At 67.6% G+C, this 13,557-nt stretch carries 15 protein-coding genes and 1 other RNA gene; 9 read left to right on the top strand and 7 right to left on the bottom strand.

Annotated features, from left to right (window positions below; all coding sequences use genetic code 11):
• Nucleotides 1–6: 6 nt before the first annotated feature.
• From BW971_RS11530 to hisN, 3 genes are all read right to left on the bottom strand, one after another.
• Complete coding sequence (locus BW971_RS11530; RefSeq protein ID WP_076479861.1) at nt 7–1,392, bottom strand: acyl-CoA dehydrogenase family protein; 1,386 nt, start codon at nt 1,390–1,392, stop codon at nt 7–9.
• Between the two features lie 178 nt (nt 1,393–1,570).
• On the bottom strand, nt 1,571–2,233 hold the full coding sequence (locus BW971_RS11525) for an MBL fold metallo-hydrolase (RefSeq protein ID WP_076479647.1): 663 nt from the start codon (nt 2,231–2,233) through the stop codon (nt 1,571–1,573).
• 61 nt (nt 2,234–2,294) lie between these two features.
• Nucleotides 2,295–3,089 carry a histidinol-phosphatase gene (hisN, locus tag BW971_RS11520; protein WP_076479645.1) on the bottom strand — a complete coding sequence of 265 codons (795 nt, stop codon included), beginning with the start codon at nt 3,087–3,089 and terminating at the stop codon, nt 2,295–2,297.
• Between the two features lie 64 nt (nt 3,090–3,153).
• Here hisN and BW971_RS11515 point away from each other — a divergent pair, with 64 nt between their 5' ends.
• The 6 genes from BW971_RS11515 to ftsX all read left to right on the top strand — a co-directional run bounded on the left by BW971_RS11515 (nt 3,154) and on the right by ftsX (nt 8,151).
• Entirely contained in the window at nt 3,154–3,543 is a 390-nt protein-coding gene (locus BW971_RS11515) for a hypothetical protein (protein ID WP_076479643.1), read from the top strand.
• Nucleotides 3,544–3,592: 49 nt separating this feature from the next.
• The gene (gene prfB, locus BW971_RS11510; RefSeq protein WP_076479641.1) at nt 3,593–4,714 is read left to right on the top strand and encodes a peptide chain release factor 2; all 1,122 of its coding nucleotides are present in this window, start codon (nt 3,593–3,595) and stop codon (nt 4,712–4,714) included.
• A 137-nt stretch (nt 4,715–4,851) separates the two neighbouring features.
• Nucleotides 4,852–5,766: a mechanosensitive ion channel family protein gene (locus tag BW971_RS11505; RefSeq protein WP_076479639.1), complete on the top strand. Its 915-nt coding sequence runs from the start codon at nt 4,852–4,854 to the stop codon at nt 5,764–5,766.
• On the top strand, nt 5,763–6,428 hold the full coding sequence (locus tag BW971_RS11500; protein ID WP_076479637.1) for an Rv3103c transmembrane domain-containing protein: 666 nt from the start codon (nt 5,763–5,765) through the stop codon (nt 6,426–6,428). Before BW971_RS11505 ends, BW971_RS11500 begins: the two co-directional genes overlap by 4 nt.
• A 63-nt stretch (nt 6,429–6,491) precedes the next feature.
• Nucleotides 6,492–7,178 (top strand): cell division ATP-binding protein FtsE, encoded by a 687-nt coding sequence (ftsE, locus tag BW971_RS11495; protein ID WP_076479635.1) that lies wholly within the window; start codon nt 6,492–6,494, stop codon nt 7,176–7,178.
• A gap of 70 nt (nt 7,179–7,248) precedes the next feature.
• Entirely contained in the window at nt 7,249–8,151 is a 903-nt protein-coding gene (gene ftsX, locus BW971_RS11490; RefSeq protein ID WP_076479633.1) for a permease-like cell division protein FtsX, read from the top strand.
• 4 nt (nt 8,152–8,155) lie between these two features.
• Here the strand turns inward: ftsX and BW971_RS11485 are convergent, their stop codons facing one another.
• Nucleotides 8,156–8,743, bottom strand: a complete 588-nt coding sequence (locus BW971_RS11485) for a GNAT family N-acetyltransferase (protein WP_143690315.1) — start codon at nt 8,741–8,743, stop codon at nt 8,156–8,158.
• A gap of 103 nt (nt 8,744–8,846) precedes the next feature.
• Here BW971_RS11485 and smpB point away from each other — a divergent pair, with 103 nt between their 5' ends.
• The 3 genes from smpB to BW971_RS11470 all read left to right on the top strand — a co-directional run bounded on the left by smpB (nt 8,847) and on the right by BW971_RS11470 (nt 10,523).
• On the top strand, nt 8,847–9,359 hold the full coding sequence (gene smpB / locus BW971_RS11480; protein ID WP_076479629.1) for an SsrA-binding protein SmpB: 513 nt from the start codon (nt 8,847–8,849) through the stop codon (nt 9,357–9,359).
• 94 nt (nt 9,360–9,453) lie between these two features.
• Nucleotides 9,454–9,822: a transfer-messenger RNA gene (ssrA, locus tag BW971_RS11475) on the top strand.
• A 107-nt stretch (nt 9,823–9,929) separates the two neighbouring features.
• Nucleotides 9,930–10,523: a nitroreductase family protein gene (locus BW971_RS11470; RefSeq protein WP_076479859.1), complete on the top strand. Its 594-nt coding sequence runs from the start codon at nt 9,930–9,932 to the stop codon at nt 10,521–10,523.
• Nucleotides 10,524–10,551: 28 nt separating this feature from the next.
• Here BW971_RS11470 and BW971_RS11465 read toward each other — a convergent pair whose 3' ends face one another.
• The 3 genes from BW971_RS11465 to BW971_RS11455 are packed head-to-tail and all read right to left on the bottom strand — an operon-like array spanning nt 10,552 to nt 13,496.
• A complete protein-coding gene (locus tag BW971_RS11465) occupies nt 10,552–10,809 on the bottom strand; it encodes a hypothetical protein (RefSeq protein WP_076479627.1) in 258 nt (85 codons plus the stop codon).
• Nucleotides 10,810–10,818: 9 nt separating this feature from the next.
• Nucleotides 10,819–13,170 (bottom strand): TPR repeat domain-containing protein, encoded by a 2,352-nt coding sequence (locus BW971_RS11460; protein ID WP_076479625.1) that lies wholly within the window; start codon nt 13,168–13,170, stop codon nt 10,819–10,821.
• Nucleotides 13,167–13,496: a WXG100 family type VII secretion target gene (locus tag BW971_RS11455; protein ID WP_083709799.1), complete on the bottom strand. Its 330-nt coding sequence runs from the start codon at nt 13,494–13,496 to the stop codon at nt 13,167–13,169. Before BW971_RS11455 ends, BW971_RS11460 begins: the two co-directional genes overlap by 4 nt.
• Nucleotides 13,497–13,557 lie beyond the last annotated feature (61 nt).

Genomic DNA, 13,557 nt, shown 5'->3' with positions numbered 1-13,557 from the left:
CGGTCGTCAGAGGACGACGACGCCCTCGCCGATGCCTGCCGCGCGCAGATCGCGATACCAGCGCTCCACCGGGTGCTCCTTGGTGAAACCGTGTCCGCCGAGCAGTTGCACACCGTCCGACCCGATCTGCATGCCCTTGTCGATGGTGAGTTTGCGGGCCAGTGCCGCTTCGCGGGCGAACGAGAGACCCTGCTCGGCGCGCGCGGCGCCGCGCCAGGTGACCAGCCGGAGACCGTCGAGTTCGGTGGCGATGTTGGCGACCATGAAGGCGACCGCCTGTCGGTTGGAGATGGGCTCGCCGAAGGCCTCACGCTCGTTGACGTACGGGATCACGTAGTCGAGCACCGCGTGCGCGGTGCCCACCGCCAGCGCCGACCAGCCCAGCCGCGACAGCCGCACCACGTCGCGATAAGCCGCGATCGGGGCGTCGCCGCCCTCCTCGCCCAGCAGCGCCGACGTCGGCACCGTGACGTCGCTCAGCAGCAACCTGCCCATACCGGCGGCGCGGACGCCCATACCCGGATCGGCCTCCACGACCAGACCCTTGCTGTCGGATTCGACGATGAACAGCGCGGGGCGGCCGTCGAGCTGCGCCCCGACGATGAACAACTCGGAGGATCCGGCGGCGGGGACGAATGATTTGACGCCGTCCAGGCGGTAGCCGCTGGGTACCCGGGTGGCCTTGGTCCGCAACTGGAACGGGTCGAACAGGGCGCGCGGCTCGGCGACCACCACCGCCGCCTGCGGCACGTTGTCACCGGCGAAGTCGGGCAGGTAGGTCTGCTGCTGCGCCTCGGAGCCGAAGTCGGTCAGGGTCGCGGCGACACCGCTGGACGCGAGGAGTGGCAGGGCCAGGCCCATGTCGCCGTAGGCCATCGCCTCGGCGACCAGCGCGTTGGTCACCACACCGCGTTCGCCGGCCGCGCCGTCGAGTTCCTCGGGGACGTTGATCAGCGTGATGCCCAGCTCACCGGACCGGGTGCGGATGCTCTCCGGGGTGGCGGCCGCGGCGTCGGCGTCGTGGGCGGCCGGGCGGAGGATCTCCGTGGCGAACTCGCGCACCGTGTCGGCGATCAGCTGCTGATCGTCATCGGGGGTGAGGTTGAAGTAGTCCTTGGGGGTGGTGGCCAGTCGCGTGGCGCCTCCGCCCCCGCCCTGCACGGTCTTGAATGCGCGGCTGGCCGCGCCGAGGGTCTGGAAACCGGTCTTGGTGCCCTGATAGGCGACGCGGTTCAGCGGTTCGCGGAGGTTGTACTTCTCGGCGAACTCCGAGCCGGTGACTGTCGACAACAGCCGCATGGCGATGCCGATCGCGTTGCGGGGATGCGGGTTCTTGCCGACCGCAGACGTATCCCGGGGGGACGTATCGCGGGGTCGGGTGTCAGTGCTCATGGTCACCAGCCGTTCTGCTCATCGGTGTCATCGGACTGTCGAGGGTGGTCACACCGGCCGTCGCGGGCCGTCGCTCATGACCTTACTCAGCGGTAAGTTCGATATTACTGCGCAGTAAGAACAAAGTCATCAGAGCGATGAAGATCACAGCGGGTGAGGGTGATCACGACGAACGAGCTCAGGGGAGTTCGACGTCGTTCTCGTCGGGGAGCACGCGGAACTCGGTGCCCGCGGGCTTCATCTCGTCGAGGCGGGCATGGTGCACACCGACGCCCGCACCGGACAGCACGGCCTGGTGGATGGGCACCGCGACGGTCGGTGCCACCGCGCGCAGATAGTCGACGGACTCGCTGAGCCGCATCCACGGCGCGCTGGCGGGGAGCGCCAACACCTCCACCGGCGTGGTGGGGGCATAGAAGTTGTCACCCGGATGCAACAGCCGCGACGGGTGCTCGGCGTCGCCCAACATGTAGGCGACGTTGTCCACCACCGGGATCTCGGAATGGATCACCGCATGTTTGCCCCCACCCACGCGGGCCGTCACCGACCCGATCGCGAACTCGTCTCCCGACTGCGCGGCCACCCAGTCACCGCCCACGTTGTCGTCTCGCAGTTGAGCGCTGGTCTGCGGATCGGCCCGTAACAGGGCGTGCGGGTTGCCGGACAGCAGGTCGGGCAACCGCTCGACGTCCACGTGGTCGGGGTGCTGATGGGTGATCAGGATCGCATCGAGCCCGGTCAACCCCTCGAAGCCGTGCGACAACGTGCCGGGATCGAAAAGGATCCGGCTGCCGTCGATCTCGACCAGGATGCAGGAGTGTCCGAAGTGAGTGATGCGCATGAATCCGAGTATGCCCCGATGCGCATGGGTTGACGACGATCGAGCAGACGGTCCTCCGGCGTCAGCCCAACGCGGCGACGACGGCGGTGTGTAGGTGTCCGTTGCTCGCGACCGCGTCACCATGCTGTGGGCCAGGTGCGCCGTCGAGCCCGGTGAACCGCCCACCTGCCTCACGGACCAGGATGTCGAGGGCGGCCAGATCCCACAGCGACACCTCGGGTTCGGTCGCCACATCCACCGACCCCTGGGCGACCAGGCAGTAGCTGAAAAAATCGCCGTACCCGCGGACCCGCCACACGCTGTCGGTGAGATCGAGGAACTGTTCGCGGATCCCGCGCTCCTTCCACCCGTCGAGGCTGGAGAACGCCAGGCTGGCCTCGGCCAGATCGGTCACCCCCGACACCCGGATCGACCGCGGTGGCCCACCGAGCTCGGCGACGAACGCGCCGAGACCGTCGCCGGCCCACCAACGCCGGCTCAGCGCGGGGGCCGACACCACGCCGACCACCGGCACCCCGTCGACCAACAGTGCGATCAACGTGGCCCAGACGGGTACACCCCGGACGTAGTTCTTGGTGCCGTCGATCGGGTCGATCACCCATTGCCGGCCCGCGATCACCTGATCGCCGCCGAATTCCTCGCCGAGGATCGCGTCGTCGGGGCGAACGGTGGCGAGTTCGGCACGGACCGCACGTTCGGTGGCGAGGTCGGCATCGGACACCGGTGTGAGGTCCGGTTTCTGGTCGACGTGCAGATCCAGTGCACCGAAGCGCTCGGTGGTGATCGCGTCGGCGGCATCGGCGATTCGCAGCGCCAGCGCCAGGTCGTCGTCGAGGGAGAACGCGCTCTGCACCATGCCCGGTAGGCTACGGGTAGCTCTCGACACCGACCGACCTCGACCGATACGGATCATTCTCCCGATGCTGCTGACCCTGACCTTCGTCGTCATCCTGGCCGGATTGGCGGTGGCGATGATCGTCCGATGGCGGCAGGGCAGACAGGCCGGTGGTCCGCAACGGTTCGACCCGAGCCTGGTGCAGGGCACGTTGACGGTGACCGGGGTCAGCGACCGACCGGAGGTCGGCGACAAGAACGGTCAGATGTTCTGCACCATCTCCGGCACCGTGCTCGGACCGCAGACCGCACCCACCGACGTCTACCAACGCATGGTGCTGCCCGACGACCAGCCGTGGCCGCAGGTCGGTGACGATCTGCCGGTGGTCTATCGGGCGGGCAAGGTGGAGACGAGCTGGCGCATCGGAACCCTCGCCCCGCCGCCATCGGATGAGCCCCCGTCGCAGCTGCCCTGAGCACGCGTGTGGTGAATTCCCGTCGCGGAAGCCGGTAGCCTGGACCACCGTGCATCCGGATGTAAGTGCTGATCTGACCGACCTCGAGACGACGTTGACCACGGTCGAGAAGGTCCTCGACCTCGACGAGCTGCGTCGTCGCATCGACGAACTCGAACACCAGGCCTCCGATCCGGATCTGTGGAACGACCAGGCCAATGCCCAGCAGGTGACGAGCGAGTTGTCGCATGCCCAGGGTGAGCTGCGACGCGCCGAATCGCTGCGCCAGCGCCTCGAAGACATGCCCGTGCACTATGAGCTCGCCGAGGCCGAGGACGGCGAGACCCGGACCACGGCCCTGGCGGACGCGGACACCGAGCGCGTCTCTCTGCGCCACGACATCGAGGCGATGGAGGTCAAGACCATGCTCGCGGGGGAGTACGACGCCCGCGATGCCCTGGTCAACATCCGGTCGGGTGCCGGGGGCGTGGACGCCGCGGACTGGGCCCAGATGTTGATGCGCATGTACATCCGGTGGGCCGAGAAACACGACTACGGCGTCGAGGTCTACGACACCTCGTACGCCGAGGAGGCGGGTCTGAAGAGCGCCACCTTCGCGGTCAAGGCGCCGTACATGTACGGCACGTTGTCGGTGGAGATGGGCACCCACCGCCTGGTGCGCATCAGTCCCTTCGACAACCAGGGTCGTCGGCAGACGTCGTTCGCCGAGGTCGAGGTGCTGCCCGTGGTGGAGACGACCGACCACATCGACGTCGACGAGAACGACGTCCGCGTCGACGTGTACCGGTCGTCTGGTCCGGGTGGGCAGTCGGTGAACACCACCGACTCTGCGGTCCGATTGACCCATGTGCCGACCGGCATCGTCGTCACGTGTCAGAACGAGAAGAGCCAGTTGCAGAACAAGGCGGCCGCGATGCGCGTGCTGCAGGCGAAGTTGCTGGAGCGCAAGCGTCAGGAGGAGCGTGCCGAACTCGACGCACTCAAGGGTGACGGCGGCTCGAGCTGGGGCAATCAGATGCGTTCCTACGTGCTGCACCCCTATCAGATGGTCAAGGACCTGCGGACCGAGTTCGAGTCCAACAACCCGACCGCGGTGCTCGACGGCGAGATCGACGGATTCATCGAGTCGGGTATCCGCTGGCGGATGAACGAGGAGGGCGGGGTCGACTGACCCTGTCCTGATCCGGTGACCGCCGGATCTCACGGCGTCGTGACGACCTGACCGGCGCCGCTCGTCGACATCCAGGTGCGTCCGGTACACAGGGGTGCCGAGGAACCGACGACCGACAAACCATGTGAGGGGCAACCATGGTGACACGACTGGCCGCGTCGCCCGCGGGCGTCGACACGGCGCAACGCTGGCTCGCGCTCAACGGACTGAACATCGTGCTGTGGCTGCTGGGTGCGGCCCTGTTGATCCGGCTGATCAACTGGTCGACGGCACGCATCCTCAGGCGCATCGACCAGGGGTTCCAGGAGAGCGACGAATTGGTTCGCTCCGAGGCGACCAAACACCGGCATGCGCTGGCCCAGGTGTTCGCGTACGTGGCCATCGGCCTGGTCTGCATCATCGCCGCGTTCTACATCGTGCGCGCGATCGGTGTGCCCATCTCCGGTTTCGCGGCGCCGGCGACCGTACTGGGTGCTGGCCTCGGTTTCGGCGCGCAGCGGGTGGTGCAGGACTTCCTGGCCGGGTTCTTCGTCATCACGGAGAAGCAATACGGCTTCGGCGACGTGGTCGAGCTGGCGCTCACCGGCGGCACCGAAGCCGAGGGCACCGTGGAGGATGTGACATTGCGGGTCACCAAGTTGCGCAACACCGACGGCGAGGTCCTGACCATTCCCAACGGTCAGATCGTCAAGGCGACCAACCTGTCCAAGGACTGGGCGCGTGCAGTGGTGGACATCCCGCTGCCGGTCGGGTCGGACATCACCCGGGTGACCGAGGAACTGCAGAAGGTGGGTGCCGCCGCCTTTGCCGATCCACGGCTCGAACCACTGCTGCTCGACGAGCCGACCCCGATGGGTGTGACCGACGTCGGTATCGACTCGCTGACCATCCGCATCGTCGCCCGCACCCTGCCCGGCAAGCAGTTCGAGGTGGCGCGCAGCCTGCGCGCCCGCATCGTCCGCGACTTCGCCAGGGCTCGGATAGCGCTGGCGCCCAGCAGCACCATGGACACCACCGAACTCAACGCCGACGCCGAGGAGGTCACGCGATGAGCACCCCGCCCAACGACCCCGACGGCACCCCGACGCAGACGCCGTCGACCGCGGCCACCCAGCGGATCGAGCTCGGCCGGACCGGGCGCGGTGGTGCGCACCGCGAGCCTGCCACCTCGGAGGCGGCGCCGCCCGACTCGGGTCCCCTCGACACCGCGATCGAGTCCGCGGGTGCCCCCGCCGGTACGACCTCACCGACCACCGGTCCGAACCTGGTGCAGGAGTCGCACCCGGAGAAGACGTCACTGTGGCATCGGATTCCCCGGACGCTGTTCCGCGGACGGGTGCGGACCACCACGGCGGTGATGTTGCTGGCATTCGTCGGCTGCTTCCTGCTGTACGGGCAGACGTCGGCGCACTACCAGGAGGTGGATCGTGACCGTCAGGCCGCGGAGATCCAGCGGTCGGCCAACCTGCTGACCCCCACGTCCAAGACCCCCACGTCGACCCCGCGTTACACCTCGACCCTTCCCTCGACCCCCGAGTCGTCCACCTCGGAATCGAGTACGGACGAGACCACACCGACGACCACCCCCGACGAGACGTCGCAGCAGACCGACGTGCCCACCACCACGGCGCCGACCACCACCCGGAACCAGAACCCGCTGGCGCCGTTCCTGAACCAGGGCACCACCACGCCGACGACGCAGCAGCGACGCTGACCCTCCGACGGGCCGTGTCGGCCTGCCGGGAACGCTCAGCTCGCGTGGTTACACTGGCTTCCCGTGATCAGGCTCGAGAAAGTCACGATGAAGTACAAGGCCTCCTCGCGTCCGGCCCTCCAGGACCTGAGTCTCGAGGTCGACAAGGGCGACTTCGCGTTCCTGATCGGTCCGTCCGGGTCGGGCAAGTCGACGTTCTTCCGGTTGTTGCTCAAGGAGGACCGTCCCACCAGCGGGTCGATACGGGTGGGTCAGTTCGAGGTGAACAAGCTGCCGCGGCGCAACGTCCCCAAACTGCGCCAGTCGATCGGGTGCGTGTTCCAGGACTTCCGACTGCTCCAGCAGAAGTCGGTCGCCGACAACGTGGCCTTCGCGCTCGAGGTGATCGGCAAGCCCAAGACGACCATCAACCGGGTGGTGCCGGAGGTGCTCGACTACGTCGGACTCGGCGGTAAGTCCGACCGCATGCCCAACGAACTCTCCGGCGGGGAGATGCAGCGCGTGGCCATCGCCCGCGCGATCGCCAACCGACCGTTGGTGCTGCTGGCCGACGAGCCCACCGGCAACCTCGACCCCGACACCAGCGAGGAGATCGTGGACGTCCTCGACCGGGTGAATCGCCGCGGCACCACCGTGGTGATGGCCACCCACGACCGGCACATCGTCGACGCCATGCGTCGCCGGGTGCTGGAGTTCGACCTCGGCCGTCTCGTCCGCGACGACGCGCACGGGGTCTACGGACTCGACTGACCCACTCCCGTCCGGGTCCGCGACCCGGGTGTCACCTGCCTCGACGAGCCGTAAGGACGCCGCCGCACACATGAGAGCAAGTTTCCTTCTCCGCGAGATCCTCAACGGACTGCGCCGTAACGTCACGATGACCCTGGCCATGGTGTTGACCACCGCGATCACCCTGGCCATGTTCGGCGGTGGTCTGCTGGTGGTGCAGATGGCCGACAAGTCGCAGAAGATATTCCTCGATCGCGTGGAGATGCAGCTGTTCCTCGCCGACTCGGTCTCCGGCTCGGATCCGTCGTGCCAGCGGGCACCGTGTTCTGTCCTGCTGAACGACTTGAAGAAGGAGCAGGGCGTCGAGTCGGTGCGGTTCATCGACCGCCACGAGGCCTACGAGACGGCCAAGCAGACGTTCAAGGACAACCCCGACATCGCGTCCAACATCCGTGAGGGCACCCTGCCCGCGTCGTTCAAGGTGCGGATGGCCGACCCGAACCGGTTCGGCGCGGTGCTCGACGAGTACCAGGGCAGACCGGGGATCGACGGGGTGCTGGACCAGCGTGAGCTGGTGAAACGCATCTTCAGCGTGCTCGACGGTACGCGCAACGCGGCCTTCGCCATCGCCACGGTGTTGGCCATCGCGGCCATCCTCCTCATCGCGAACACCGTGCAGGTGGCCGCCTTCACCCGGCGTACGGAGGTGGGGATCATGCGCCTGGTCGGTGCGACCCGGTGGTACACCCAGCTGCCGTTCCTGCTGGAGGCGGTGGTCGCCGCGTTGGCCGGTGCGGTGCTCTCGATCGCGGGGTTGTTCGCGGCCAAGGTGTTCTTCTTCGACCGTGCCCTCAACGACCTCTACGGGGTGAACATCCTGGCGCGCATCACCAACGCCGACGTGCTGTTCGTGTCGCCGTGGTTGGTCATCGGCGGGGTGCTCCTGGCGGGGGTCACCGGCTATCTCACCCTCCGGTTCTACGTCCGCGAGTAGACGCTCAGATCAGCAGCAACTCCAGAAGGGTGATCGCGACGACCTCGCGGTGCCGGAACTGTGCCGGCAGCACGGATTCGCCGACCTCGCGGAACCCCTGCAGGGCGTAGAACTCACGGAGTCGGCGGTTGCCTGCCACACAGTCCAGACGCAACCGGTCGTGACCGCGGGCGCGGGCCTGCGGCGCACACCACGCGAGCAACTGCTCACCCCAACCGTGACCGGCGAAGCGCCGGTCGACCATCAACCCGTGCACATAGCCCGCGCGGTCGTCCACACCCCAGAAGTCGGGGTCGGTGTCGATCAGCCGCACCGCGGTGACGATCTCCCCGTCCACCTCACCGACGTGCCACTCGCCGCGCGCGGCCTGGTCGGCGATATCGGCGGCGGTGATCTCACCCGGCTGCCACTGGCCGGTGTTGCCGCGGGAGAGCATCCAGCGCGCGCTGTCGTCGCGGAGGGCGACGATGCCGTCGGCGTCGGCGGGGGAGGCGACGCGCGGCGCGGGCATGTCGCCCGTGTCCCGGGTGGGAGGGTCCGGGGTGGGAATGTTGCGGGTGGGAGTGCTCTGGCCGGGAATGTCTGAGCTCACGCATCCCTTGTACACCGTCGGTAAACGATTTCCGACGTCGCGGCGGATCTCCTAGAGTTGGGGGTTCCGCCAGCACGCACCGAGACATCTGAGAGGGGTGACGATGAGCGCGCAGAAGACGAGCAAGCCCCAGAGGAGCACGGAGAAGTCCTCGCGTTCGGTGATCGCGACCAACCGTCGCGCGCGCCACGACTATGCGGTTCTCGACACCTACGAGGCGGGTGTCGCGCTGGTGGGGACCGAGGTGAAGAGTCTGCGGCAGAGCAAGGCGTCGCTGGTGGACGCGTTCGCGACCATCGATGACGGCGAGGTGTGGCTGCACGCGCTGCACATCCCGGAGTACGTCAACGGGTCGTGGACCAACCACCCGGTGCGACGCAAGCGCAAGCTGCTGCTGCACCGCAAGGAGATCGACCGGCTGATCGGTCGTATCCGGGAGTCCAACCTGACCCTGGTACCGCTGTCGATGTACTTCAGCGACGGCAAGGTGAAGGTGGAGATCGCGTTGGCCCGCGGTAAGCAGGCTCACGACAAGCGCCAGGACCTGGCCAAACGCGACGCCCAACGCGAGGTCGCGCGGGAGCTCGGTCGTCGGGTGAAGGGTATGCCGGGTTAGCAGCCCGACTCGGCCCGCTGCCGAGAAAAGGGGAATGCGTCAGACGCGACGACTGTTAGACTCTGGTGTCCGCCTCACACAGGGCGGTCTCGACGGGGCTGATCGGTTTCGACTGCGCACGTCGATGTAGGGGAAGCGTGTCGGTGCAGGCAAGAGACCACCGTCAAGCGTCGTTGCAACCAATTAAGCGCCGATTCCAATCAGCGCGACTACGCCCTCGCCGCCTGAGCGACGGCTAGTCTGTCGGCCCGGAGATGCTCCCGCTCCGGATCCCGGCATCAGCTAGGGAGCTCACCGTCCTACGCGGTCGCGGCGTAGGACGGGACAAACAACAGCGACTGGGATCGTCATCCTGGCTTGTTCGCGTGACCAGGAGATCCGAGCAGAGGCTCAGCGGACTGCACACGGAGAAGCCCTACTGAAGCGGCGAAGGACCCGGGTTCGATTCCCGGCAGCTCCACCGTCAGCAGCGGAGAGGTTCGGACCGCCGAACCTCTCCGCTGTCTTCGTCTCCGGCCCGTGCCGCCGCCCACACCCGCGCCTCGCGGGGGCTGGGCGACAATGGCCGGTATGACATCCGAGTGCCCGGAGTTCGCTGCCACCCGAGGTCTACACCCGGTGTTGTCCGACCGTTTCAGTCCGCTCGACTTCGACGCCGGGTCCGAGGTGAGCGACGCCGAGGTCGACACGCTGCTCGACGCCGCGCGGTCGGCACCATCGGCGGGGAACTCGCAACCGTGGTCCTTCGTCGTCGCCCGCCGCGACGACGCCGTGCATCGACGGGTGCTGCCGTACCTGGCGTCGAGTTCGGCAGGCTGGGCGGGACGGGCCGGACTGTTGGTCGTCCACCTCTGCCATCTCTTCGTCGAGGACACCCCGGACTGGCCGTACTCCGAGTTCTCCCACTACGACGTCGGTCAAGCGGCCGCGTACATGACCGTGCAGGCCCTCGCGCTCGGTCTGTCGGTGCGCCAGTTCCGTGCATTCGATCGGGACGGGCTCGCGCGTGAGTTCGACGTCCCCGACCACTGGGAGGTCGCGACGATGAGCGCGTACGGAATCGCCGGCCACGGTATCGGCGAGTCGCTCCCCGGGTCGCGGTCCCGGCGAAGCCGTGCCGACATCACCTGGGCCAGAGCCGGTGTGGCGACGACACGGGAGTGACCGCGATGCCGAGCTCGCAGGCTCCGTGTCACTGCTCGGCGATCATGGACTCGCGGACGGAGTCGGCCAGCTCGGCGCGTACCCCGTCGGGCATCTGTAACCACGAGTTCCGCACCTGCCAGTCGTAGCAGGCATCGTCGAGGCGATGTCGGAACGCGTGCTCGTCGAGGTGCGGCTCCGCCGACTGGTCGGGAAACCGCGCTCTGATCTCGTCGGTTGTGGTGCCCTCCGGTGCGTGCAGCGCGGCGACCACCGCGGGTGGTAGGCCGGCGAGGTCATCGGTCATCGGACCCCGTCATTCCCTTGTCTTCCGGTCGAATTCCGGATCGGGCGCCTGTTGCCCGTCCGCATAGAATTCGTCCCACCCCGACCAGTGTGGTGTGGCGATCCCACCGACCACGTCCCGCCAGTGGTTGGCCCCGTCCTTGTCGGCGAACACCTTCTGCCAGTCCAGCGCCCCGTTGGCGTCCGTCCACTGCGGATTGTCCCGCAGCACTTCGGGATGCTGCTCGGTGTACCCGACGAAGCGTTGAAACGTCAGGTATTCGGGATCGTCCTCGACAAGGATGGCGGTGTTCCTGAGGGCTTGCATGGCGGCTGAATCGGTGGTCCGGGGATCGGGCTCGTCGCCGATGACGGATTCCTTGAGGTAGTCCTGCGGGATGTCCAGATAGTCGCCGACGACCGGGATCTTGCTGCCCAGGTTGACCGACAGGCTGTAGAGCTTCTCGGCGCTCTCGTACGCCTCCTTGTCGTGATCGTAGGCCTGGTCGTGCAGCAGGTCGTACTGCTGGTGGTAGCCGCTGCGCAGACCCTTGTCGAGCATCCCGGCGGCCCTGGCCAGAGATGAGGAGTGCGACGGATCCGCGCCGAACTGTTGTGCCATCGCTCCCTTCCACTCGACGGCGGCGTGGTTGATGGTCGACGCCGCGGTCGGATCGGAGTCCAGCCCGGTGAACAGGTGGCGGAGTTCGTCGGGTCGCATCGGCTCGACGTCGTGGTCGCCGAGACCATGACCGTCGGATATGCCGCTGAAACCGCCGAGGTAGGGGGCCATGGAAGTTGCGAGGGTCTGGGTCAGCATCGGGCTCCGGCCGCCGAGATCCTGCGTGAAAGCCTTGTTGGACCCGTCGCCCAGGAAGTGACCCACCACATCGGCGGACTCATGCGCCTGACCCGCCCGGAAGGCGTTGCCGTCGCCGTCGGCATGGCCCAGCCAGTCGACGAGCGAACTCGCACCGGCGCTGTGCGTGCCCCAGTGATGTTGCATGATCCCCGCCAGATGCGAACCGGCGACGTAGTGCCCGCCGTCGTCACAGGTCACCTTCATGTTCTGCCCGGTGATGACGTCATGCGCGGCGATCTCGTCGGTCCCGCTGACCAGCAGGGTGCGGTCGAGCATGGCGGTGAGCCCGTCGGATCCACCCGACGGCCCACCGCCGCCGAACACCCGAGGGAGGTCGGGATCGCTGGTGTCGCCTGCGATCTCGGCGACCTGTTTGGTGAGCCCCCGGTCCACGTCGGTGCCGACGCGCAGGTCACCACCACCGGAGGCCATCAGATCGGTCAGCCGTTCCAGATCCTTGGTCCGGCGAATGGCGACGGCCTTCACCTCACGCACCGACCGCTGCGCCGTGCCCACGGGTTGTACGACCGTGGTATCGGCGGTCAGATCATCCGTCAACAGACTTCGCACCGACGAGGGCAACGACGCCATACCCCCGTGATCGCCTGCGGCGGTGCCGATCCGGGGGTTGCTCATCAGTTGCAGACCGTCGGCGAGACTCTTCTGCACCACGTCGTGGTCGGGTCCCGGCCGCGACGGGTCACCGTCGACGTCACGGTTGTTCTCGGCCAGACCGGCGATCTCGGCGATGCTCTTGCCGTCGAGGTGACACATCAGGGTCCTGAGGAAGTCGTATTGCCCCTGGGGCAGATCGGCCGGTGCGCCGTTCCTCAGCGCCGCCAGCTGGTCCGGGGTCAATGTCGTGGCGGCTCGCAACTGATCGCGCTCGTCGGGCGACAGATGGCGACCGGACTGCAGTGCGTTCCAGATGTCGTCGGCGGCGGCGCCACCGAGCGAGGACCGAACGGGGGTCAGCGCGACCAGGCGTTCGCTCGCGGCGTGAATCGCTGCCGCGCACCGATGGTCGGCGTCGGCGAAGTGCACGGTCAGCCGGTGTAGGTCGACCGAGCCGTGCTCGGCGTGCGCGGCGCGCCGCTCCGCCAGGCGGTCGAGTCGTGCGGTCGCCGTCTCGTCTCCCGCGCACACCGCCCGGGCGAGTGAGTAGTTGTAACCGTCGCGCACCGTCCAGTCGTCGGCGACGACGTAGCCGTCGGTCTCGTAATCGTGCGCCGCGGTGAGCAGCCGGCATCTCATCGTGGACAGCGAGGTGTTCGCGTCGGTGATGGCCCGGCTCAGCGCCGTGAAGGCGCCACCGACGCGGATCAGTGCCGCGCGATCCCTGCCGACGCGTACGTCGGCCGCCTCGCGGGCCGACCCCGACCAGTCGAGCCCGCCCACCGTGGACGACACGACCTGCGCCACATCGTCGACCGCGCCATGCAACACCGTTGTCCGTGCCGCGGCTGCCGGTAGTTCGTCGAAGTGCAACGCCTCGATCCACGGCCGGGACGGAGAGTTCACCGACCCGAGTTTCGCGGTGACGCGTTCAGTTCACCCATCCCCGCCAGGCGGGCGGCCGCGGTGGCATCGGTGTCGATGTAGTCGTCCGCGGCGTGGTCGAGAACGGTCTTCCACTCGCCGACACGGTCGTGCAGCACCTCGAGAGCGGAGGCGACCGCACGCACCGCCTCGGTCATCGCGTGTCCCGTCGCGATCCCGGCGAGTCCCGGCACAGGGTCCTGCAGACCGGTGACGAACCCGGGATGGTGCACCAGACCATCTGCCAGCGCGTCGATCGCGGAGGCCGCGGTACGCAATTCGTCGGGCGTCACGCGCATATCGGACATTGCTCACCTTTCCCGGTCGCGAGACGTCGATGTGAGAGATCGTATCGGCGACGTGTCAGGG

Origin of the sequence: Williamsia sterculiae, assembly GCF_900156495.1 — a bacterium.
Taxonomy (GTDB): domain Bacteria; phylum Actinomycetota; class Actinomycetes; order Mycobacteriales; family Mycobacteriaceae; genus Williamsia_B; species Williamsia_B sterculiae.
Note: the sequence above shows the minus strand (reverse complement) of the source record. Positions and strands in the feature narration are given on the sequence as shown.

Excerpts from the sequence above, each read along its gene's own strand:
- BW971_RS11470 (WP_076479859.1), top strand. The coding sequence starts at position 9,930 with ATGACATCCGAGTGCCCGGAGTTCGCTGCCACCCGAGGTCTACACCCG.
- ftsX (WP_076479633.1), top strand. The coding sequence starts at position 7,249 with ATGAGAGCAAGTTTCCTTCTCCGCGAGATCCTCAACGGACTGCGCCGT.
- BW971_RS11530 (WP_076479861.1), bottom strand. The coding sequence starts at position 1,392 with ATGAGCACTGACACCCGACCCCGCGATACGTCCCCCCGGGATACGTCT.
- BW971_RS11455 (WP_083709799.1), bottom strand. The coding sequence starts at position 13,496 with ATGTCCGATATGCGCGTGACGCCCGACGAATTGCGTACCGCGGCCTCC.
- smpB (WP_076479629.1), top strand. The coding sequence starts at position 8,847 with ATGAGCGCGCAGAAGACGAGCAAGCCCCAGAGGAGCACGGAGAAGTCC.
- BW971_RS11505 (WP_076479639.1), top strand. The coding sequence starts at position 4,852 with ATGGTGACACGACTGGCCGCGTCGCCCGCGGGCGTCGACACGGCGCAA.
- BW971_RS11465 (WP_076479627.1), bottom strand. The coding sequence starts at position 10,809 with ATGACCGATGACCTCGCCGGCCTACCACCCGCGGTGGTCGCCGCGCTG.
- BW971_RS11500 (WP_076479637.1), top strand. The coding sequence starts at position 5,763 with ATGAGCACCCCGCCCAACGACCCCGACGGCACCCCGACGCAGACGCCG.
- hisN (WP_076479645.1), bottom strand. The coding sequence starts at position 3,089 with ATGGTGCAGAGCGCGTTCTCCCTCGACGACGACCTGGCGCTGGCGCTG.
- BW971_RS11525 (WP_076479647.1), bottom strand. The coding sequence starts at position 2,233 with ATGCGCATCACTCACTTCGGACACTCCTGCATCCTGGTCGAGATCGAC.
- BW971_RS11515 (WP_076479643.1), top strand. The coding sequence starts at position 3,154 with ATGCTGCTGACCCTGACCTTCGTCGTCATCCTGGCCGGATTGGCGGTG.